The organism is Acinetobacter sp. YH16032 (genome assembly GCF_013417345.1).
Lineage (GTDB): Bacteria > Pseudomonadota > Gammaproteobacteria > Pseudomonadales > Moraxellaceae > Acinetobacter.
The window spans coordinates 501,811-522,275 of the sequence record NZ_VPEE01000001.1 but is presented as its reverse complement, the minus strand read 5'-3'; the positions used below and the strand labels follow the sequence as shown (position 1 = coordinate 522,275).

General features: G+C 38.1%; 19 protein-coding genes. 8 read left to right on the top strand and 11 right to left on the bottom strand.

The features are described 5' to 3' along the window. The first annotated feature begins 77 nt into the window (after positions 1-77). Positions 78-731, top strand: coding sequence for an aminotransferase (locus FTV32_RS02465; protein ID WP_180027801.1), 654 nt, complete (start codon positions 78-80; stop codon positions 729-731). A 32-nt stretch (positions 732-763) separates the two neighbouring features. Here FTV32_RS02465 and prpC read toward each other — a convergent pair whose 3' ends face one another. Further along, positions 764-1,894 (bottom strand): 2-methylcitrate synthase, encoded by a 1,131-nt coding sequence (gene prpC, locus FTV32_RS02460; protein ID WP_092766353.1) that lies wholly within the window; start codon positions 1,892-1,894, stop codon positions 764-766. A 4-nt stretch (positions 1,895-1,898) separates the two neighbouring features. Continuing rightward, positions 1,899-2,783 (bottom strand): methylisocitrate lyase, encoded by an 885-nt coding sequence (gene prpB, locus FTV32_RS02455; protein WP_180027800.1) that lies wholly within the window; start codon positions 2,781-2,783, stop codon positions 1,899-1,901. A 218-nt stretch (positions 2,784-3,001) separates the two neighbouring features. Between prpB and FTV32_RS02450 the strand changes: the two genes are divergently transcribed. Both FTV32_RS02450 and argF read left to right on the top strand, forming a co-directional pair. Next, positions 3,002-3,655, top strand: coding sequence for a TetR/AcrR family transcriptional regulator (locus FTV32_RS02450; protein ID WP_180027799.1), 654 nt, complete (start codon positions 3,002-3,004; stop codon positions 3,653-3,655). 117 nt (positions 3,656-3,772) lie between these two features. Then, a complete protein-coding gene (gene argF / locus FTV32_RS02445) occupies positions 3,773-4,693 on the top strand; it encodes an ornithine carbamoyltransferase (RefSeq protein ID WP_179998101.1) in 921 nt (306 codons plus the stop codon). Between the two features lie 49 nt (positions 4,694-4,742). Here the strand turns inward: argF and FTV32_RS02440 are convergent, their stop codons facing one another. The 8 genes from FTV32_RS02440 to rpiA form a co-directional block, all read right to left on the bottom strand. Beyond that, positions 4,743-6,035 (bottom strand): MFS transporter, encoded by a 1,293-nt coding sequence (locus tag FTV32_RS02440; RefSeq protein ID WP_092766357.1) that lies wholly within the window; start codon positions 6,033-6,035, stop codon positions 4,743-4,745. A 215-nt stretch (positions 6,036-6,250) separates the two neighbouring features. Beyond that, complete coding sequence (locus tag FTV32_RS02435; protein ID WP_092766358.1) at positions 6,251-6,604, bottom strand: YnfA family protein; 354 nt, start codon at positions 6,602-6,604, stop codon at positions 6,251-6,253. A gap of 61 nt (positions 6,605-6,665) precedes the next feature. Then, positions 6,666-8,942 (bottom strand): ATP-dependent Clp protease ATP-binding subunit ClpA, encoded by a 2,277-nt coding sequence (clpA, locus tag FTV32_RS02430; protein WP_180027798.1) that lies wholly within the window; start codon positions 8,940-8,942, stop codon positions 6,666-6,668. A 9-nt stretch (positions 8,943-8,951) separates the two neighbouring features. Beyond that, positions 8,952-9,365 carry an ATP-dependent Clp protease adapter ClpS gene (gene clpS, locus FTV32_RS02425; protein WP_035263688.1) on the bottom strand — a complete coding sequence of 138 codons (414 nt, stop codon included), beginning with the start codon at positions 9,363-9,365 and terminating at the stop codon, positions 8,952-8,954. Positions 9,366-9,381: 16 nt separating this feature from the next. Next, positions 9,382-10,131: a DUF6776 family protein gene (locus FTV32_RS02420; RefSeq protein ID WP_035263690.1), complete on the bottom strand. Its 750-nt coding sequence runs from the start codon at positions 10,129-10,131 to the stop codon at positions 9,382-9,384. Positions 10,132-10,207: 76 nt separating this feature from the next. Next, on the bottom strand, positions 10,208-11,257 hold the full coding sequence (gene argC, locus FTV32_RS02415; RefSeq protein WP_180027797.1) for an N-acetyl-gamma-glutamyl-phosphate reductase: 1,050 nt from the start codon (positions 11,255-11,257) through the stop codon (positions 10,208-10,210). Between the two features lie 646 nt (positions 11,258-11,903). Then, positions 11,904-12,587, bottom strand: coding sequence for a M48 family metallopeptidase (locus FTV32_RS02410; RefSeq protein WP_180027796.1), 684 nt, complete (start codon positions 12,585-12,587; stop codon positions 11,904-11,906). A 113-nt stretch (positions 12,588-12,700) separates the two neighbouring features. Continuing rightward, positions 12,701-13,372 carry a ribose-5-phosphate isomerase RpiA gene (rpiA, locus tag FTV32_RS02405; RefSeq protein ID WP_035263693.1) on the bottom strand — a complete coding sequence of 224 codons (672 nt, stop codon included), beginning with the start codon at positions 13,370-13,372 and terminating at the stop codon, positions 12,701-12,703. Positions 13,373-13,476: 104 nt separating this feature from the next. Between rpiA and ilvA the strand changes: the two genes are divergently transcribed. The 3 genes from ilvA to FTV32_RS02390 all read left to right on the top strand — a co-directional run bounded on the left by ilvA (position 13,477) and on the right by FTV32_RS02390 (position 17,591). After that, on the top strand, positions 13,477-15,015 hold the full coding sequence (ilvA, locus tag FTV32_RS02400; RefSeq protein WP_180027795.1) for a threonine ammonia-lyase, biosynthetic: 1,539 nt from the start codon (positions 13,477-13,479) through the stop codon (positions 15,013-15,015). A gap of 570 nt (positions 15,016-15,585) precedes the next feature. Then, entirely contained in the window at positions 15,586-16,242 is a 657-nt protein-coding gene (locus tag FTV32_RS02395; protein ID WP_035263698.1) for a TrkA family potassium uptake protein, read from the top strand. Then, positions 16,242-17,591: a TrkH family potassium uptake protein gene (locus FTV32_RS02390; RefSeq protein ID WP_180027881.1), complete on the top strand. Its 1,350-nt coding sequence runs from the start codon at positions 16,242-16,244 to the stop codon at positions 17,589-17,591. Before FTV32_RS02395 ends, FTV32_RS02390 begins: the two co-directional genes overlap by 1 nt. Before the next feature lie 241 nt (positions 17,592-17,832). On the opposite strand, the gene FTV32_RS02385 is transcribed toward FTV32_RS02390, so the two are convergent. Continuing rightward, a complete protein-coding gene (locus FTV32_RS02385) occupies positions 17,833-18,156 on the bottom strand; it encodes a hypothetical protein (RefSeq protein ID WP_180027794.1) in 324 nt (107 codons plus the stop codon). 186 nt (positions 18,157-18,342) lie between these two features. Here FTV32_RS02385 and FTV32_RS02380 point away from each other — a divergent pair, with 186 nt between their 5' ends. Both FTV32_RS02380 and trmA read left to right on the top strand, forming a co-directional pair. Next, entirely contained in the window at positions 18,343-19,242 is a 900-nt protein-coding gene (locus FTV32_RS02380) for a LysR substrate-binding domain-containing protein (RefSeq protein ID WP_180027793.1), read from the top strand. Between the two features lie 85 nt (positions 19,243-19,327). Next, a complete protein-coding gene (gene trmA, locus FTV32_RS02375) occupies positions 19,328-20,413 on the top strand; it encodes a tRNA (uridine(54)-C5)-methyltransferase TrmA (RefSeq protein WP_180027792.1) in 1,086 nt (361 codons plus the stop codon). The last annotated feature ends 52 nt before the right edge of the window (positions 20,414-20,465 follow it).

The following is a 20,465-nucleotide window of genomic DNA, read 5'->3' as shown; positions in this document are numbered from 1 at the left end:
ATTGATTAACCTATTCTTCATCATAATTCTAAAATTTTAAATCATGCTCAATATAAAATACAAAAAGATGAGTCCAAATGAACAATAATCACTTAAAGCATAAAACTTATCTAGGTATCATCTTCTGCCTTATTTCTTCACTCTCCTTTGCCACAGTCAGCGGTCCGGAGACAATAGAAGTACTAGGTTCAGATATTAAAGATCATAAAATATATTATTTACGCCATTACCATGATGAATCTGGTCGACTACCAACACTCTATTATTATTTGCTCAACAGCAGAAACCCACATAAAGCGATTAAGGTTCAATCCATTTATACCCCATTAAATAGCCGAAATCACATTACTGAAATTCAGCATACGCTACGCAAAATTCAAAGTATTCAAGCTCGCCTTGTCAAACCAACACCATTAAGTCCCAAGACTGCTAAACTAAAATTCAATAGACAAAGAAAACAGACTGGAAATTTTTGGTTAAACGTGCCTGAAATTAAAGTAAGTAAATTCCAATCTCAGGTACAACTCAGCCAAAGCTCTGATCCTTCAAAGTATAAAAGTCAACAATTCGAGAATATTCGATATCATCGTAATTTACCTCAGATCAAAAAACTTTACGCATTTCCTTACACTTTCCCCAATTATCGCGTTGCAGTCATTAGTTACATGGGTATTCCTACTGAAACAGGCTACGAAAAACAAGATGCCATTTTACTCAGCTCAACAAAATAAAAAGCTCCCGAAGGAGCTTTTTATTATGCTTTTCAAGCACGCTGTTCAATTGGTACAACTTTGCGTAATTCAGGTCCTGTGTAATCTGCACTTGGTCGAATAATACGGTTGTCCGCACGCTGCTCCATCACATGTGCCGCCCATCCTGTTACACGAGACATCACAAAAATTGGCGTGAATAGCTTCGTTGGTATACCCATAAAGTGATAAGCAGAAGCATGGAAGAAATCAGCATTACAGAATAATTTTTTCTCTCGCCACATGACTTCTTCACAACGTACTGATACTGGATATAAAACAGTATCTCCTACGTCCTTAGCCAAGCGCTCAGACCATACCTTAATAATCCCATTACGTGGATCATTGTCTTTGTAAATTGCATGACCAAAGCCCATGATTTTTTCTTTGCGTTCGAGCATACCCAGCATTTCGCGCTCAGCTTCTTCAGGAGATTTCCATTGCTCAATCATATCCATTGCCGCTTCATTTGCACCGCCATGCAGTGGACCACGCAAAGAACCAATCGCACCTGTAATACACGAATGTAAATCTGATAACGTCGAAGCACACACACGTGCCGTAAATGTTGAAGCATTAAATTCATGTTCTGCATAGAGAATTAAAGAAACATTCATGACTTGTTCATGCAATTCATTAGGTTTTTCGCCACGCAATAAATGCAAGAATTGAGCACCAATTGAGTCGTCATCAGTATTTTCTTCGATACGAACACCATCATGGCTATATCGATACCAATAACAAATAATGGCTGGCAATGTTGCCAAAATACGATCAGCTATATCTTGCTGTTCACCAAAGGACTGTTCTGTTTCTAAGTTACCCAACATAGAAACACCTGTACGCATAACATCCATAGGATGTGAATCTGCTGGGATACGTTCAAGCACTTCTTTTAATGCTTGCGGTAACGCTCTCAGTGATTTTAGTTTTGCTTTATAGTCCGCAAGTTGTTGCGCCGTAGGTAGTTCACCAAAGAAAATTAAATAAGCAACTTCTTCAAATTGGCAATTTTCCGCCAAATCCTGAACATCATAACCACGATATGTTAAGCCTGCACCACTTTTCCCAACGGTTGAAAGTGCTGTTTTACCTGCGACTTGTCCACGCAATCCTGCGCCAGTCAATACTTTTCCTTCAGCCATTTTTTTATTTCTCCTGAGTGAATAGCTTATCTAGTGTGTTTTCGAAAGTATGATAATCAAGGAACTCGTATAATTCTTTTCGTTGTTGCATTTTATCAATAACATTCACTTGCGTGCCGTCTTTACGAATTGAATGCATCACTTCTAATGCTGCTTTCTGCATCGCACGTGTCGCAGACAATGGGTATAACACCATTGAAATCCCCTGTTCTGCTAGCTCTTCGGTCGTATAATAAGGGGTATCACCAAATTCAGTGATATTCGCTAGCACAGGCACACCAACAGCATCACAGACTGTTTTATACATCTTTATGTCAGTCATCGCTTCCGCAAAAATAGCATCAGCTCCAGCTTCAACACATGCACATGCACGATCAATGACAGCTTGAAGCCCTTCTTTTTGCAGTGCATCTGTACGTGCCATGACCACGAAATTAGAATCAGTTTTTGCATCAACAGCAGCCTTAATACGGTCTACCATTTCTTGTTGTGACACAATTTCTTTATTCGGACGATGTCCGCAGCGTTTTTGCGCAACTTGGTCTTCAATATGAACTGCAGCAGCTCCAGCAGCGATCATTTGCTTGATACTTCGTGCAATATTAAATGCACCGCCCCAACCTGTATCAATATCCACAAGCAAAGGCGTATCTACACGTTCAGTGATACGACGAACATCTTCAAGCACATTATCTAAACTCGTCATTCCCAAATCAGGAAGACCATAGGAATAGTTTGCAACACCTGCGCCTGATAGATAAATTGCTTTATAGCCAACTTGTTTTGCCATCATTGCTGCATATGCATTTACAGTTCCGATGATTTGTAATGGCTTTTCCACTTCTAATGCTTGTCTAAATCTTAAGCCTGCAGACGATTGTTCTGTCATATTCCTTTCCACAGTGTTTACTATAATTATCGAGTTTTTAGTATATCTATAAATTTAGTTTGATATGTGACCGTTTAGTATTTTTGCTCTAAAACTTTAGTCATATAAAAATGAATTATCATTCATTTTTTGATTTTGTTATTATTTTGAGTGTCAGGCGTTAAGTGCTTTAATTTGTTATACTCCATCTTCAATTTCATTTTCGCTATTGTTACTGCATGCAACATCCATTTCCGCATATTGAAACTTCTGGTTGTGATATGCCCCATACTCGCCGTGGTCAAGAACGACGTTTAGCATTATTGCTAAGCGCCAATACGCTATTCTTGGAACGTGGCTACGATGCTGTGTCTTTGGATGATATTGTTCAACATGCTGGAGGCTCCAAAGCATCTATTTATAAATATTTTGGCGGCAAAGAAGGCCTTTTTACTGCTATATGTGATTATCGACGTGAACTCTTTTTTAAAGATATCTGTGTTGCATATGATCCAGATCATGGCGATTTTAGATCTTATCTAATACATACACTACTCAACTTTCATCGCCACATTAAAAAAGAAGATCACACTGCCTTTATGCGCCTCGTGATTGAGCAATCCCAAAAAAACCCAGAACTTGCTTTTTATTTGCACGAAAAAGGTCCTAAACATATCCAGTTAGCGATCGCAAATGCCTTAGAAAATGCGCATAAACTTGGTGTGTTAAAATGTGAAAATCCTTTATTTTCTGCTCAATTATATTTTGGAATCTTAAGAAATTTAGAATGGAAAATTTTAATGGGGATACCAGTACTTGAAACCGATCAAGAAACCATCGAATACATCAGCTATTCTGTCGATCGCTTCCTAGATGGGCACCAAAAAGTCTAGTTTTTTTGCAATTCTCTTTACATATAGTATATTAGTCGATTCTCGTTTTTTTCATCAACCAACAATTATTGGTCGTCTCACTTACTATTTTGACGAAACAATGATTGTGGAGTAACCATGGCTCTACGACATTTTCTTACTTTACGTGACCTTTCAACTGCAGAATTAAATCGCATTATTGATCGTGCTATAGAATTAAAACGCATGCAGCATAATCATGAAGTCTACCAACCCTTTGTTGGTAAAGTAATGGGAATGATTTTTGAAAAATCGAGCACACGTACCCGTGTTTCTTTTGAAGCGGGTATGACCCAATTTGGTGGTAGCGCAATTTTCCTCTCGTCCCGGGATACGCAATTAGGTCGCGGCGAACCGATTGAAGATTCAGCTCGCGTTATTTCAAGCATGCTTGATATTGTGATGATTCGTACTTTTGGCCACGATATTGTCACACGTTTTGCAGAATATTCTAAAGTCCCAGTTATTAATGCACTGACCGATGATCACCACCCTTGCCAATTGCTTGCTGATGTTCAAACATTCGTAGAACACCGTGGCGCTATCCAAGGCAAAACCGTTGCATGGATTGGTGATGGTAATAATATGTGTAACTCATATATCGAAGCTGCACATATGTGGGGCTTTAAGCTCAAGATTGCATCACCAAAAGGTTATGAACCAAAACTTGAATTTCTCTCTGAATTCGCGCACTGCGCCGAAGTTGTAGACTCTGCTGAAGATGCTGCAGTGAATGCTGACCTTATCGTTACTGATGTTTGGGCCAGCATGGGACAAGAAGAAGAGCAAAAAATTCGCGAAAAAGCTTTTGCTGATTTTCAAGTCAATGAACGTCTAATGGATCTTGCTCATCCAGACTGTTTATTTATGCACTGCTTGCCTGCCCATCGCGGTGAAGAAATTTCAGAAAATATGCTCGATCATAAAAATGCTGTGGTATGGGATGAAGCTGAAAACCGCCTTCACGCTCAAAAAGCACTTGTTGAGTTCCTCATCAATGAAAGCTTAAAAAAAGATTAATTTCATCCACTAAAAAAGCACCCTCGGGTGCTTTTTTATTTTCTAAATCTTAATGATCATCTTTTAAATATTTAGGTTCTTTTGGAAGTTGCCAACTACAAAAGAAACATACGATTAAAATAATGATCACGTAAATAAAAAATGAATTTTCAATTCCTGCGGCCTTAAACTGCAAGGCAACAGAAGGTGCAGAACCACCAAATACGGCATTACCTATCGCATAAGAGAAACCTACACCCAACGCGCGAACATGCGGAGGAAACATTTCAGCTTTTACAATACCGCCAATAGAGGTATACAAACTTAGCAATAGCATCAGGAAAATCAGTAGCATCGCGACAATGAATGGAGTTTCGCTGAAATATCTCATCCCAATTGCCATGACTGGATAGATAAATATAGCCATCAGACCACTAAATAACAGCATAGAATTTCTGCGACCAATACGATCTGATAATGCACCAAAGAATGGTTGCGCCACCATGAGTACAAAAATGCAGGCTGTCATCATCAACCCTACCGTTTTAGGATCTATTCCAATATTGGTAAGGTAAGTTTTTGAGTAAACTGTAATCACATAGAAACTAAGAGAGCCTGCTGAAGTATAACCAACTACCAAAAGGAAAGTTTTCCAGTGATTTTTAAAAAGCTCACGAAGTGTACCAGAATCTTCTTTATCACTTTCATCACTGGATAAAGTCTCTTCTAATCTACTTCTCGCTAATAAAGATAAAATTGCTGCAACACCACCAATAATAAATGGAATTCGCCATCCCCCATCATAAAGCTGCTGTTCAGACATAAAAGCTAAGAATATTACACCCAATAAACTTGCAAGGAGTTGACCACCCGTGAGCGTTACGTATTGAAATGATGAAAAAAAGCCACGTTGACCTTTTAAACCCAATTCACTCATATAAGTCGCCACAGCACCATATTCACCACCAACGGATAAGCCTTGAAGCAATCGAACCATTAATAATAAAAACGGTGCAGCCATACCCACTTGCTCATACGTTGGTAACGCTGCAAACATGAAAGAACTTATAGCCATCAATATAATTGAGATGACCATTGATTTTTTTCGACCGTGTTTATCTGCAATTCGACCAAAAAGCCAACTACCGATAGGTCGCATAAAAAAGCTTGCTGCAAATACACCCCACACATAGATGGCTTGGGTAGAACTATCCATATCTGGCGCAGTTAAAGCTTGGGTAAAATATACAGCAAATACTGCATATATATAAAAATCAAACCATTCAACTAAATTACCAGAAGCTGCACCAATAATTCCTTTGATACGGCTGGTTTTTTCTTGCTTGGAATATGTTGTAGACAAATGAAAAATCCTTATTCTAATTACATTGTTTATTGTCGAATAATGATGAAACTCTGAAGCATTTCAAAATTATAGGCGGAAAATATATGCCTATTTCATGCCAATTTAAAAAGCCTTTATGTAAATTTTATTAAATAGGCTTCTAAATTTTTCTCAAAAATATTCAAGGTCGATTTATTATTAATTTAATTAAACAGACTTTCTCCTATAACAACTCACCGAATTAAGCCTTGTGGCTGTAAAATGATAATCAGCGCCCCGAAAATAACCACTCCGCCACCAATGATATCCCATTTAGTAAGATCCATTTGATCCACAAACTTTAACCACAACAATGCCGAACAAATATAAATACCTCCATATGCAGCATATATTCGGCCTGATGCTGCTGGATGCAAAGTCAATAACCACACAAAAGCAGCGAGTGCGACAAAAGTGGGTAGCCACAACCAATGCGAACGCCCTTGATTTAGGATCAAATATGGAAAGTAACACCCTAATATTTCCATCAGTGCTGTTAGAAAAAATAAAGCTGTCGTAGATATTACTTTTGTAACTTGTATGTCCATACTTTCACCCAAAAATTAAAGCCCGTTTAAATAAACGGGCTTTAATACAATTAATAACACACTATGCTGGTTCAGCTGCAGAATCTTCAAATACTTCCAACTTTAATCCAACAGCTTTGCCATCTTCTTTTTTAACTGTTACTGCTACATTACCGCCGTTTTCAGCCAGCTCACCAAATAAAATCATTTCAGCAAGCGGCTTTTTCAAATGCTCTTGAATCAAACGCTGCATTGGACGAGCACCCATCAGACGATCATAACCATTTTCACCTAACCAATCTCGTGCAGACTGATCTACTTCTAAAACAACTTTTTTGTCATCAAGTTGAGCTTGAAGTTCTGTAAGGAATTTATCTACTACAGAATCGATTACTGTCGTAGGTAGAGCTTTAAATTGAATAACCCCATCTAAGCGGTTTCTAAACTCTGGTGTAAATGCCTTCTTCATTGCTTCCTGATTATCACGACTATTATCTTGCTCTGTAAAACCAATACTTGTACGGGAAATACTTTCAGCGCCAATATTCGTTGTTAACACAATAATGACATTTCTGAAGTCTGACTTACGACCATTATTATCAGTTAATGAACCATGATCCATGACTTGCAGCAATAAATTAAACACATCAGGATGTGCCTTTTCAATCTCATCCAATAACAATACACAATGTGGATTTTTATGTATTGCGTCAGTCAGTAAGCCACCTTGATCAAAACCAACATAACCTGGAGGTGCACCAATTAAACGTGAAACCGCATGGCGTTCCATATATTCAGACATATCAAATCTAACTAGTTCAACACCGAGTAGTTTTGCAAGTTGTTTTGTTACCTCTGTTTTACCTACACCAGTAGGTCCTGCAAATACAAAACTACCAACTGGCTTATCTGGTGCTTTAAGCCCAGCTCGTGACAATTTAATTGCAGAGGATAATGCGGTAATCGCCTCATCTTGACCAAATACAACTCGTTTAAGATCACGCTCTAAGTGCTCAAGTACAGATTTATCATCTTTAGACACAGTTTTAGGTGGAATTCGTGCAATTTTCGAAACAATATCTTCAATATTTTCAACTGTAATCAAAGTGTTATCTTGATCAGCTCTCAAACGTCGTTGTGCCCCTGCTTCATCTATTACGTCAATCGCTTTATCTGGGAGGAAGCGATCATTGATAAATTTAGCCGATAACTCAACCGCAGAAACAAGAGCTGCATCATCATATTGAACTTTATGAAATTCTTCAAATTTAGACTTGAGTCCACGAAGAATATCAATTGTTTCATTAATTGATGGCTCATTAACATCAATTTTTTGGAAACGGCGTGATAATGCATGATCTTTTTCAAAAACTTGACGATATTCTTGAAACGTTGTTGAGCCAATGCAACGTAAAGTACCATTTGCCAATGCAGGTTTGATTAAATTCGATGCATCCATAGTGCTACCCATACTTGAGCCTGCACCAATGATCATATGAATTTCATCAATAAACAAAATTGCTTCGGGCTTCTTCTTTAGGGCATTTAACAATTGCTTTAATCGTTTCTCAAAGTCACCACGGTATTTTGTACCTGCAACAAGTGCACCGATATCTAAACTATAGATTTCCGCATTCAGCAGTGGCTTTGGTGCTTTATGGTTAACAATCAGCCAAGCCAAACCTTCTGCTATGGATGTTTTACCCACACCTGGATCACCCACCAAAAGCGGATTGTTTTTACGACGTCGACATAGAATTTGAGCTGCACGCTCAATTTCTTTTTCACGACCAATCAAAGGATCGGTTTTACCCTTTAAAGCTTCTGCATTGAGATTTAGGGTATAAAGTTCTAATGGACCTGCATTTGCTGAGGCTGAGTTTTCACCATCTAAGTCATCCGTTTCTTCTTCAGCTGGAACATCTTCCTTACGCGCACCGTGTGAAAGATATTGAGTTAAAGTAAGACGATTGATTTGGTGGCGTTTTAGCAAATAAACCGCAAATGAATCTCTTTCTGAGTACATTGCAACCAGTACATCTGCACCTTCAACTGTCCGATCTCCACCACTAGACTGAACATGGAAAATTGCACGTTGCAATATACGATCAAAGCTTTCTGTAGGATGAGGCGCTTGCTCAGCATTATCGCCTAATTTAGGCGTATGTTGCTCTACATACTCTTCAAGTTCTTTACGCAAACTGACAATTTCTGCACCGCAGGCTTTTAGTGCATTCACGGCAGAATCATTATCTAAAAGTGCGAGTAACAAATGTTCAACTGTAAGAAACTCATGTCTCTTTTGACGAGCCATGCTAACAGCCAAACGCAGTGATACTTCTAATTGACGACTGAGCATGTGATCCCCTTATTCTTGTGGCTCGATCTGGCAAAGCAATGGATGACTTTGAGAGCGCGCATAATTGTTGACTTGATTCGCCTTGGTTTCAGCAATGTCTCTAGGATAGACACCTGCGATACCTTTCCCTTGATAATGTACTGTTAGCATTACTTCGGTAGCTTGGTCAAGATTCAATGCAAAGTATTGTTGTAAAATTTCAATTACAAAATCCATTGGCGTGTAATCATCATTCAACAATACCACATTGTATAAGGGAGGTCGCTTAAATTGCGGTGGTGCTGTTGCTACAGCTAAATCGCCATCGGCTTCATCATTTTGTGCATCACTCAATCGTGGATTGAAGTGCCAATCCACCAATCCAGATTGTTGAAATGATAATTTAATGTCATTGAGACATTTATGACGTTTATTACTTCGCATAGCACTCTATAATCTATTATTGAGAATTTGCCGCAGCTTGCGGTACTTCAGCTGCAAATGCAGCAGTTGATTCGATTGCTTCACCACGTTGCCAACTAAAGCGCTTGGTTTGAGCACTTGAGCCTTTTACACGGATTTCAATAAATTGGGGCGTAAAGCCTTTTGGCATGGTCCAACGACCAGTTAATCGCTGATAATGGTCGAAATTGAATGATTTTTCTGAAATTGGAACAACCAAGACTTCCGTACCTTGAATTAATCTGATTTCAATTTCACCAGATGCTTTACGTTTATTCGGACTGACTTGAACTAAATCAACCTGATATTCATATACATTTTCTGGAAGCGACTTAACAGCTAAATTTTGCACAGTTAAACTCAATCCACCACGTTGTCTCAGCACTTCTCGGAAAATCGCACTCTGACCTTCAATTTGAAGTTTTTCAGCGTTGGCTTGATTTAATGCAGCATACATATCGTTTGAGTTAGTTACAGCAACATCACGTTCTTGAACTGAGGTATTTAATTTCTTATTCAGCTCAGATAATTCTTTTTTTTGTTTTTCGACAACTTCAACCAATTGTTCCGCGTCAGCATCATAACCAACTACAGTTAGACCTTGACGATGACCAACCGTATAGCCCAGAAGTAAACTGCCTGCACATAAGATGATTCCACCCGCCATAAGGGGTTTATTCGATTGAAAAAAACCGATATTTTTTTCATCTTTATGCTGTGACGTATTATTTGATTCTGAGTTTTGCATCGTCATCTCTAATTTATAAAATCAAAACACACATTTAACTGCAAAGTTAAATGTGTGTGAAGTCAAAAAAGGTTTTTTATGGTAATAAACCAATCACGTTAAGGCCTGCATTTTCCGCAAATCCAAACATTAAATTCATGTTTTGAACAGCTTGTCCTGCTGCACCTTTCACCAAGTTATCTTGGGCAACTAAAATGACTAACTTTGTTGGTTGTGGTTTATACAACGCAATACGTAAATCATTTGATCCACGAACAGAACGAGTTTCTGGTGAACTTCCTGCCGGCATAACATCAACAAACTGCTCGTTTTGGTAGAACTGTTCGTAAATTGTTTGCAAATCGGCTTGCTGACCTGCTTCTGTTAAGTCGATATATATTGTAGATAACATGCCACGAATCATCGGCACCAAATGTGGAACAAAAAGGATATTGTCAAATACACCTTTCTGTCCTGATATATTTTCAAGCGCTTCAACAATTTCAGGATGATGGCGATGCCCTGCTACACCGTAGGCTTTGAAGTTATCAGCATTTTCAGTATAGATCATGCCTAAACTTGCTTTGCGTCCAGCTCCAGATACACCAGATTTTGCATCAATAATAATACTTTCAGGTTTTACCAATACTTCTGAAGATCTAAGTACAGGCGCCAAACCAATTTGAACTGTCGTTGGATAACAACCAGGATTACCAATCACTTGAGCTTGTTTAATTTTTTCACGATTGAGCTCAGAAAGCCCATACACTGAATTTTTAAGTAGATCTGGACAATCATGCTCCATACCGTACCATTTTTCAAATTGCGCTAAATCCTGCAAACGAAAGTCAGCGGCTAAATCGATTACTTTTGTATTCGCTGCTACTAATTCTTCAGCGTGTTTCATCGCTACACCATGTGGTGTCGCAAAAAACACAACATCGCATGACTTTAATAAATCTAAGCTTAAATCTGAAAACTCTAGATCGGTATGACCACGTAAACTTGGAAACATATCATCGACACGACGACCAGCCTCAGTACGAGAAGTCAGTGCTTTCACTTGAACATTTGGGTGTCGCAGCAAAAGACGCAAAAGTTCAACGCCTGTATATCCTGTACCACCAACAATACCAACTGAAATCACGATATCTACCTCTAAATGACTGTATTCGTTACAGGCAGTAGTATGACAGGAACTTGTGACTTTCTGAACCCTTTCATATGGGAATGCTGTTATTTTGTAAGTTTAATAATTTAGATGGCTCTGTTAAGCATCTAATAAAGTCTATCATGTGACTTCATTGATTTTCTTGCCAACTCAAATAGCATAAATACAGTGCAAATATAAACCCTGGGAGAGCAAGAAATACGATCGGATCCTGTTTCACAACAAAAGGAGTTACTCCCCATACCGAACATAACCCTCCACTCACGGAAAGCAATTTAGAAATCCTTTTTTGATTTATCCATAAAGTTGCCATGATCAATAATATCAACCACGCTATAGCCCCGCCAAAAAGCGATAAATAGTTCGTCCAATGATAGTGAATAGGATTACTCGGGTTCAGTAGAATATACATGAGGATGCTATAAAGCATTAAAGCAGGTACAGACAAAATTAGAATCAAAAAACACACACCAATTCGTCTTATGAGCATATTAGAGACAAACTAACCAAACAGAGCAATCATGATAGCCAAAATTTAGAATACCAGTCGCCAGATCAGACTAATTGACTAGCGCTAAACAATTGATTTTTTAATATCGACAAAGCAATCCCAGCATAATAATTAATTATGCATCCACCAATATGGCAACGGCGTTATTTTTAATTTTTTTCGGTTAAGTTTAAAATCTGGATCATACTTCGCCACTTCCGCCCAAAACTGAGCACTATGATCAAAATGCTTTGTATGTGCTAATTCATGCACACAAACATAGTGTGTTATTTCCTGAGGAAAAAGCACCAAAGCACTATTCAACATAATGTCATGACGTGCTGTACAACTTCCCCACCGCGTTTTTGGCTGACGAATCTTACAGCCATGATAAGCTAAACCACACTGATCAGATACTTGAGCCAGATATACAGGCAGATGCTGTTTAGCATAATCAATAACAAAGGCTTTTAAATATTGTTCAGGCTGACGATCACTCACACACAGCTCATTCATCACTGAATCAAACTTATAGTTGAGTTTCTGCTGAATATATTGAATTTGAATAGGATTTTCTAAATTAAATAACTGTAAAGATAAAGGTAAAACGCGATCAATCTGTTGAATTTTACTTTGTTGTGCCTGCCAAGTTTGAACAATCCAAGCTTCTGAATCTTGAACAAACTGTTGTATTTGTTTATGGGTACAAAACCATGGCGCAGTCACACGAATTGACGTTCCATCTATACGTAGACGTAGTCTTTTCGATCGAATACTTTTGTTGATTTCAATATCAGGAAGCTCGGATAAAGTCATTGTTATTCTTTAATTATTAAATCCCCCTCAATCCCCCTTTAAGAAAGGGGGAAGAAAAGCCCTTCTATTTAAAAGAGGGATTTGGGGGACATTAGCTCGTCAAGGAGTTAAAATTAAACCGCTGTACGCTCTTCAATACCATTGTTGGTCGCAACAATCGCAATGTCTGCTTTATTCAAAGCAAAGATACCATTACATACCACACCAGGGATATCATTCAATGTTTTTTCAAGCTCAAGTGCATTTAAGATATTTAAGTTATGCACGTCTAAAATCACGTTACCATTGTCGGTCACTACACCTTCACGGTACGCTGGGTCGCCACCTAAAGAGACAATTTTACGAGCAACAGCAGAACGTGCCATTGGAATCACTTCAACAGGAAGTGGAAAATCACGCCCCAACTGATCTACCCATTTAGAATCATCTACGATACAGACGAATTTTTTTGCAATCGATGCCACGATTTTTTCACGTGTCAATGCCGCACCACCACCTTTGATCATGTGCATATGACGATCAATCTCATCTGCACCATCTACATATGCATCAAGACCACCCACTGAGTTCATATCTACCACTTCAATACCCAGCTTCTTCAAACGCTGCGCAGTCGCTTCCGAACTTGCAACTGCAGCTTCTAATTGAAGTTCAGGAAGTAAATCAATCAAAAAGTTAACAGTACTGCCTGTGCCTACGCCTAAAATGCCCCCTTTCGGTAAGTGTTTTAAAGCTGCTTGTGCTGCTGCTTGTTTTTTCTCATCTTGGGTTGCATATAGACTCATGACTTCACTCAACTAATTTGGACTTTTGCAGTTATTTTAAACCGCTAAGCCTTATGGTTTGTTACAATAAGCGCCTATTTTAAACTGTTAGATGGAAAATTAACATGCTGTCTCGTTTGGTTCGACAAATTTTACAAGCAACGGTATACGACGTTGCTATCGAAACCCCACTCGAAGCGGCACCACGAATTAGTGAACGTCTTAACAATAATATTCGTTTTAAACGTGAAGACCTACAACCCGTATTCTCTTTCAAACTCCGCGGTGCCTATAACAGAATCAGCCAACTTCCTAAAGCTCAACTAGAACGAGGTGTTATTACCGCTTCTGCTGGTAACCATGCTCAAGGTGTAGCACTCTCAGGAAAAAAATTAGGAATTCGCGCGATTATTGTGATGCCTAAGACAACACCAGACATTAAAGTCCAAGCTGTAAAGCGTTTAGGTGGTGAAGTCGTACTTCATGGTGATTCTTTTGACATCGCAAATAAATACGCAATTCAACGTGCGCAAGAAGAAGGAATGACTTTTATTCCGCCTTATGACGATGAACTCGTTATGGCTGGTCAAGGTACAATTGCCAATGAAATTTTACGTCAATGGCGAGATGTGGATTATGTATTTGTTGCGGTTGGTGGTGGCGGTTTGATTGCAGGTGTTGCTGCTTATCTTGGTGATGTTGCACCGCATGTCAAAGTTATACCTGTGGAATATGACGAGTCAGCTTGTTTAAAAGCTGCTTTAGAAGCAAATGAACGTGTGATTCTGCCTTCAGTTGGTTTATTCGCCGATGGTACAGCTGTGGCGCAAATCGGTGAAAAACCTTTTGAAGTGATTCGTCTGCAAAAATCTGACAATTCAGGTCCAATCGTAGAACCAGAAGTTGTTCTTGTGAATACTGATGAAATATGCGCAGCAATTAAAGACACCTATGATGAATGCCGTAGTATTGTTGAGCCGTCAGGTGCGATGGCACTTGCTGGTATTAAAAAATATGTAGCTGAGCACGGCTTAGAAGGTAAAAACATCGTTTCAATTGTATGCGGTGCAAATATGAACTTTGACCGTTTACGTTATATTGCAGAACGAACTGAATTAGGTGAACGTAAAGAAGCTATTTTTGCTGTCACGATTCCTGAACAAAAAGGTGCATTCCTCAATTTCTGTCGTGCCCTTCAAGGTCGAAATATTACTGAATTCAACTACCGTGCAAGTAGTGCGACTGCAGCGCAAGTATTTGTTGGAATTAGTTTAAAAAGCGGCGAAAAAGAACGTCAAGAAATATTCGAGACATTAAAGTTTCAGTACGATGTTGATGACTTATCTGATGATGAAGTAGCCAAATTACATATTCGCTACCTGATCGGTGGTCATGCTGATATTGAAAATGAACGTTTATTCCGCGTTGAATTTCCTGAACGTCCGGGTGCATTATTAACATTCTTGGAACGTCTTGGTCCAACGCATAACATTACCTTGTTCCATTACCGTAACCACGGTGCAGCAGAAGGTCGTGTATTGGTCGGTCTTGAAGCGGAAGATGCACAACAAAACCCTGATGGTTTAGTTGAGACCTTAGAAAGTATCAGTTATCCATACGAAGAAATTACCAATAATCTTGGTTATCAACGTTTCCTCAAATAAAATCAATACAGCCTGTCATTTTGACAGGCTTTTTTAATTCAATAATTGATATACAATTAAAATCGAAAGATAGAAAAAACGATCACTTTAAAATTTTAGATATTAAGATAAATCATGCAAATATGGTTCAGTTTTGTAGTAATTCCTTTTCTCATGTGGATCATCTTTTCCGCAATTCTGTTTATTTCGAAATATCTATATCCTGAAGTTACCACCTTAAGCAAATTCCTCGAAGTTTTTATTTTTTTTAGGTTATGCAGCACTCCCCTATATCATGTTGGGATTAGCACCTATTTATCGTTATCGCATGACCTTGATATATATGATGGCAATTGTGATCACAACAAGTTTCGTTCATGCTAACTTTATGATTGATCATATTCATTTAACTTATATTTACTTAGCACTTTCATGGACATTGATTTCAATCACGATTTACTATTTTTATAGTGATCACAAATAATCCTCAACAAATGAATTGAATCAACTCAGATCAACAAGATAAACTCACTCAAAGCGAAATTAAAATCAAATCATTACTTTCTGATCTTTAAAATTTTAGGATATTCAATGGCGCTATTTGCAGTAATTGGCTTAGGCAGCTTTGGCGGTACAGTTGCATTAGAACTCACTCAATTAAAACATGATGTGATTGGAATCGATACTGAAAAAAAATACGTTGAAAATATCTCTGATAACATCAGTCATGCTGTCATCGCCGATGCCACAGATGAACATGTACTTCGAGAACTTAATGTACAGAATTGCGATGCCGTCGTTGTCGCAATTGGTGAAGATATTGAGGCCAGTATTCTATGTGTCCTCAACCTTAAAAATTTAGGCGTAGAAAAAATCCTAGTAAAAGCAAAATCGAAAGCCCATCATATGATTTTGACGCATCTCGGTATTGGTCAAATTATTCATCCAGAAGAAGACATGGGTATTCGCGTTGCACAATCATTAAGCTATCCAATGGTTAGACGCTATATGGCGTTGAATGATGACCGTTACATTGTCAAAGTGGAAGTAGGTGAAAAACTACAAGGTGTAGAATTTAAAGATATCATGGAGCACAGCGACGGCGTACAAACATTACTATTACAACGTGGCACACATGTAATTTATGACATCGCACCTGGTACATTGCTGCAAAAAAATGACATTTTAATTGTTGAAGGTCCTGTCAATCTTTTACGTAAACTCTCATCGAGATTTATTTCGAAATGATGAAATTTTATGATCAATTGATCAATAAAAAAACGCAAAGTATTAATTTGAGTCCACCAAGTTTGCTTGCTTTGGGCTTTCTCAGTTTTATTATCATTGGAACATTACTGCTAAAACTTCCCTTTGCACACGAAGGAAATGTCTCTTGGCTAGAAGCCTTATTTACCGCGACGTCTGCTGTGACAATTACGGGACTTTCTGTGGTCAATATTGGCGAGGCGTATACGACTTTTGGTCAGCTCATCATTATGCTACTCATCCAATGTGGTGGCTTAGGATTCATGACCTTCGCAATTTTGGCTGCATTGAGCCTTTCCACTAAACTTGGTTTAAAGCAACAAGTGATGGCTCAAGAAACAATTGGTCAAACCAGTTTAGCAAGGGCCTCTTTCACTGTTAAAGCCGTCTTATTGTATTCTCTATTTTTCGAAGGGATTGGAACATTCATCCTGACATTTACATGGCTTCAATACTACGATTTTAGTGATGCTCTGTTTTATGCAGCCTTTTACAGTATCTCAGCATTTAATAATGGTGGTTTCTCTCTTTTTCCAAACAGCTTAATGAGCTTTTCAGGTCAATATGCTGTAACGCTGACCATAAGTATGTTGTATATCATTGGTGGAATAGGTTTTGTGGTACTTATGGATATCAAACGCGCTCATAAGTGGAAAAAACTCTCAACAAACAGCAAACTCATTCTTTCTACTATCGCAGGACTCAATCTATTTGCCTTTATTATGATTTGGTGTTTAGAAGCAAATAATCCATTGACCCTCGCCCCAATGTCAATTGGAGACCAAGCATTAAATGCTTGGTTTCATGCCACAGTACCGCGATCCTCTGGATTTAATAGTATTGATATGGCCAGTATGAGTGATCCAGCAACCTTGGTGACTATGCTATTAATGTTTATTGGAGGCGGATCTTTAAGTACTGCTGGTGGTATTAAAGTAGGTACATTTATTATTGTAGTATTAAGTGTGATCACGTTTTTGAGACGAGCTGACGAAGTCACTGTTTTTAAACACTCGATTCCTGCAACTGTCACCTATAAAGCTCTTGCGGTCATTAGCATAACTGCTATGCTCATTTTCATTGGTTTCTTTACGCTGTTAATTTTAGAGCCTAATAAACGTTTTCTAGATTTACTATTTGAAGCTGTTTCCGCGGCTTGTACAGTCGGATTATCTAGAGGTATTACTTCAGAATTACAACCTGCAAGTTTATATATGCTCATGATACTGATGTTTGCGGGTCGTCTCGGTCCTTTGACATTGGCTTATTTAATTGCAACCCCTAAAAAAAGCAGGTTGAGTCATCCTAATGCTGAAATCCAAGTGGGTTAGATAGAATTCACTTGGATCTAAGGTGAAGTTGATCGATAAAACACGAACCAATCCAAAAATAGATCAGATGTTTATATCCATCAGTGCGTTTTATGATAGCCATGATTTCTTTATGCAAAGCATTGAACTTATCATGAATTAACACAAACTTAGAACTTTGCAATCAATAACCCAATACAAAGAAATTAAAAGACTCAAGGTAACCCCAAGTCTTTTTACCATATGCGTGTGATTAAAAAAATTATGATTGGAAACCAATATAACGATTGAGGTTGTCGACACCCAATGCAACTTTATAAATTTTAAACTGAGCTAAATCAGAACGTGTAATCTCAGTAAACACATCCGAGTTTTCATCATCTGCATGAATTTCATCTACTGTGCGAGGCATAGTTGCTTCAAATTCATCTGAAATAAATTCAAATCCCAAGTCCATAGCAATAAACAATGTATGATCACAAGGTTGAATATATTGCTCTTCATTCCAGTCGATAACAGCGTGTTGACAATGCGGGCACTGTACATTTTCTTGAGGATCTTGAAGTTCAATTGTTGTATAAGCCATGTCAACCTTAAGTATTACGTGCTATAAAACATAAGTTTAACCATTGCTTTTAGATTTTTAAATAGCCCTCTTTATTCATTACTACATATAACAACCTTAGATTTTAGAGAAAACACAGCAACTCAATTGACTATTCAGAACAATAATGTATTTTTTAACAAAACGTCGCATATATGGAATGAATCCATGCTTTCAGATTTAGATGATTTTTATTGCTTTGCCCTTGTTGTCGAACATGGTGGTTTTAGCGCTGCCGAGCGAGCAACTGACATTCCCAAATCAAAATTGAGTCGACGTGTTTATAATTTAGAAGAAAATCTCGGTGTAAGGCTTATTCAACGTAGTTCACGTCATTTTGCTGTCACTGATATTGGAATGAACATTTATCGCCATGCGCAAGTAATGATGAATGCTGCCCAATCTGCTCATGATTTGGTAGATCATTTAAGTGAACAACCAAGAGGCTTAATTCGTGTTAGTTTACCCGTATCAATTGCTCAGCATGAAATGACCAAAATACTGCCAAATTTCCTTAAGCAGTATCCTGAAATCAAAGTTCAATTGATGGTTACTAATCGACGTGTCGATATCATCAATGAAGGAATTGATTTAGCGCTTCGTGTTCGCTCAAGTTTGGATGATGACCCAAGTTTGGTCATTCGAAAATTTGAAAATATTGAACAACATCTTTTCGCCAGCCAGGCTTATCTTAATGAGTTTGGATCTATCAAAAAACCTGAAGAACTCTCAAATCATCGAATATTAAGTATGGTTGATGAACATACTGATCAACAACTCGTACTACATGATTCAAACAACAAATCGACTAAAGTCAAAGTGAGTCCAGTCGTGATGGGCTCTGATTTACTTATGCTTGCACAACTTGCAAGTGACAATTGTGGGGTAGCATTACTCCCAGACAGTATTGTTGTAGATTATATTAAAGATGGGCGTCTAGTTAAGGTTCTGCCTGACTGGAATGCACCACACGGTATTTTTCATGTGGTTTACCCTTCTCGCCGTGGTTTATTACCAGCTGTACGAGTGTTCATCGACTACTTAGTTGAGCACCTCACCAAAAGATAGTCACAACAGCATAAAGATTTAGAAGAATGTTGGCTTATTATTTGCTACCATTCACTCTGCTTTGTGCTAGTTTTTTTAGATTTTTATGACTTCTATTTATCAACAACAACTTGATGCAAAAATTGAACGTATCCGCAATCAATTTGCTGAATATCAACCACCTGAACTAGAAGTTTTTTCATCTCCTGAAAAACATTTCCGTATGCGAGCTGAGTTCCGTATTTGGCATACAGAAGATGATATGTTTTATGCCATGTTTGAACGCGCGGAAGATGGTATTCAAAAGAAAGTTGTACGTGTTGATGAGTTTCCAATCGCGGATAAATCTATTAATGATTTAATGCCAGCTCTCCTGTCTGAACTAAAATCAAATGCAGTGCTCTCTAAGCGTCTGTTTGAAGTACATTTTCTTTCTACGTTGAACGGTGAAATGCTGGTTTCATTGATTTATCGTTGTCCGCTTGATCAAGACTGGGAACAACTAGCAAAAAATTTATCTTCAAAACTCAATATTAAGATTATTGGTCGCAGCCGTGGTCAAAAAATTGTATTGACGGATGAATATGTAGTTGAAGAATTACAAGTATTTGACCGTAAATTCAAATATAAGCAAATTGAAAGTAGCTTCACGCAACCAAATGCGCAAGTTTGTCAAAAAATGCTGGAGTGGGCATGTAATGCAGCTCAAACCAGTGATAAAGATCTTTTAGAGCTTTATTGCGGTAATGGTAATTTTACCCTTCCATTATCGCTAAAGTTTAATCGCGTTCTAGCAACAGAACTGGCTAAATCATCAGTTTATGCAGCGCAATGGAATATTGAGCAAAATCAAATTAATAATATTCAAGTTGCTCGCCTTTCAGCTGAAGATTTTACCTTAGCATTCAATGCAGAACGTGAGTTTAGACGTTTACAAGAAGCCAATATTGATATTCAAAGTTATGACTTCGATACTGTATTTGTAGATCCACCTCGTGCAGGCATTGATGATGATACCTTGAAGCTGCTTCAACGCTTTAACCGTATTATTTATATTTCATGCAATCCAGATACTTTGCACGACAATTTAAAGATGTTATCGGAAACTCATAAAATCACTAAATTTGCGCTGTTCGATCAATTTCCTTATACCCACCATGTCGAGTCAGGCGTTCTTTTAGAGAAAATTTAATCAATTTATTTCTTACTAAATGGACAGTTCTTACACTGTCCATTTTTTATGC